This is a genomic window from Nitrosomonas communis, from assembly GCF_024102715.1.
In the GTDB taxonomy this organism is placed as follows: Bacteria; Pseudomonadota; Gammaproteobacteria; order Burkholderiales; family Nitrosomonadaceae; genus Nitrosomonas; species Nitrosomonas communis_B.
In genome coordinates this window covers 1-2,550 of sequence record NZ_JAGFJM010000072.1, presented here as the reverse complement: position 1 = coordinate 2,550, position 2,550 = coordinate 1, and the positions used below count along the sequence as shown (strand labels likewise).

General features: G+C 42.0%; 3 protein-coding genes. 2 read left to right on the top strand and 1 reads right to left on the bottom strand.

The window, feature by feature from the left end; genetic code table 11:
* Positions 1–466, bottom strand: a 466-nt coding sequence (locus tag J5I83_RS06665) for an aminotransferase class IV (protein ID WP_304054364.1), incomplete at its 3' end; no start/stop codon positions are given.
* 505 nt (positions 467–971) lie between these two features.
* Between J5I83_RS06665 and icd the strand changes: the two genes are divergently transcribed.
* Both icd and J5I83_RS06655 read left to right on the top strand, forming a co-directional pair.
* Positions 972–2,222: an NADP-dependent isocitrate dehydrogenase gene (icd, locus tag J5I83_RS06660; protein WP_304054363.1), complete on the top strand. Its 1,251-nt coding sequence runs from the start codon at positions 972–974 to the stop codon at positions 2,220–2,222.
* 59 nt (positions 2,223–2,281) lie between these two features.
* The coding region (locus J5I83_RS06655; RefSeq protein ID WP_304054362.1) for a transposase at positions 2,282–2,550 on the top strand (269 nt) is incomplete at its 3' end.

Below are 2,550 nucleotides of genomic sequence, written 5' to 3'. Positions count from 1 at the left end.
TATTGATATTCACGTGATGACGGCAAAACGAAGATGTTTTGACACGAATGCCATTTTCTAAACTATCTGGCCCTAGATAGGTACCCCATGGCCAAGCTGCAATTGCGACGTGTACAGAAAGGTTTTTAGCGGATAATCCCATGGCTTCTGGACCGTAAAAAACGATAGGGCGAATATAACCTGATTCAAGGTGATTCTGTTTAACTACTTCCTTTTGTGCTTGCATTAGTGTGACCCTGTCAAAAGGCATAGGCATTCTGAAGATATGCGCTGAATTAAACAGGCGATCAGTATGCTCAGTCAAACGGAAAATGGCCGGTCCCTTGCTTGTTAGATAAGCACGTAGGCCTTCGAATACACCCATTCCATAATGTAGAGTATGAGTAAGTACATGCGTGGTAGCATCTCGCCAAGGAATCATTTTCCCATCGTACCAGATTACACCATCGCGATTTGCCATTGACATCAAAGGGCTCCCGATAAAAGTTCAAATTTCACATTTTAGCGTATTTTTTAGTAAACAATGAAAGCTTAGGCATACTAATACAAATTGTTAAGACTCTTTAAGAATCTGTTAGATTCGATTATTAATCATGGACAAATCTCTGGTTTGCTTTTCGCTGTAAAAATCAGGAAGAGCTCAGGTGAGATGGATGTCTAAGTAAAAAAAGAAAGTAATGAGTTTTGATTTAGAATGTAATGCGTTTGATGCTTAGAAAGTCAATTAGGAATCGAGATTTGTTAAGTTTTTATGCTTTTTGTTTAGACGAATGGGGCAGAATTTCTTGTGCAAACACGGAATGGAATTGTTCAGCCGGAGAGCAAAATGGCATTACGAGCTAGAACTGATCAGGCGGGAATTGATTTGAATGAATAGCGATTTAAGGGATACCTGGAGTTATCGATTCATTCTGTTGTTCAAGATTGAATTAGAAATATATTTCATAACCAACTAATCTATTGGAGATTTTATGTTTCAACATGTAAAAGTACCTCCTAATGGCGAGAAAATTCTTGTCAATAGCGAATTCTCATTGAATGTACCTGATTACCCAATTATCCCATTTATTGAGGGTGATGGAATAGGGGTTGATATCACACCTGTGATGATAAAAGTGGTAGATGCGGCTGTGAATAGGGCATATGGGGATAAGAAAAAGATTTCTTGGATGGAGATTTACGCTGGAGAGAAATCAACCAAGTTGTACGGTGAGAATATATGGTTACCAGATGAAACATTACAGGCTGCAAGAGAATATGTGGTTTCTATCAAGGGTCCCTTGACAACACCGGTAAGTGGCGGGATTCGATCTATCAATGTCGCACTGCGCCAACTGCTGGATTTGTATGTGTGCTTACGTCCTGTTCGATATTTCGAAGGTGTACCTAGTCCGGTAAAGAGTCCGGAAAAAGTCGATATGGTCATTTTTCGTGAAAATTCAGAAGATATTTATGCAGGGATAGAGTGGGAAGCTGAATCCGCATCCGCGAAGAAGGTAATCGATTTCCTGATAAAAGATATGCAAGTCCAGAGTATTCGTTTTCCTCAGTCTTCCGGTATTGGTATCAAGCCGGTATCAAAAGAAGGAACTGAGCGACTAGTGCGGAAAGCGATTCAGTACGCGATCGATAAGAAACGCGCATCGGTAACATTGGTGCATAAAGGTAACATTATGAAGTTTACCGAAGGAGCTTTCAAAAATTGGGGTTATGGCGTGGCTAAGAGAGAATTCGGTGCTGAGTTGCTAAATGGGGGGCCATGGATGAAATTACCTGAGGATAAAGGTGGGATTGTCATAAAAGATGTTATCGCAGATGCTTTTTTGCAGCAGATTTTATTGCGTCCTGATGAGTACGATGTAATTGCGACACTAAATTTAAATGGTGATTATATTTCTGATGCGTTAGCTGCACAGGTGGGGGGGATTGGAATTGCCCCTGGCGCAAATTTAAGTGATTCAATTGCGATATTTGAAGCTACGCATGGTACCGCTCCTAAATATGCTGGTAAGGATCAAGTTAATCCCGGATCAATTATTCTTTCGGCTGAAATGATGCTAAGGTATATTGGCTGGAATGAAGCCGCTGATATCCTTATTAAATCCATGGAAAGAACTATCAGGGACAAAATAGTAACTTATGATTTTGCGCGACTAATGGAGGGAGCAACTAAGGTTGCCTGCTCAAGATTCGGTGATGCAATGATAGAAAGAATGAGCTAGGTAGTGTCGTCACGAAATGTGGTTAAATTACAACTTTATTGTCACTCGTAGGTAGTTTCATGACGGAGAGCGCGCGGCGACACGATGTTTCAGACGCGGTTTGGGTGCTACTGGAGCCGCATTTGCCTGGGCAAAGCGGACAATGGGGCGGAATTGCCAGGGACAACCGGCAATTCATCAATGCGGTGTTTTGGATTTTGTGTACAGGCGCGCCATGGCGTGATCTTCCGACCAGTTATGGGGATTGGAAAAACACGCATCGGAGATTTTGCCGCTGGCGCGATAACGGTATCTGGGAGGCATTGCTGGAACAGCTTATCGATGAGCC

Excerpts from the sequence above, each read along its gene's own strand:
- icd (WP_304054363.1), top strand. The coding sequence starts at position 972 with ATGTTTCAACATGTAAAAGTACCTCCTAATGGCGAGAAAATTCTTGTC.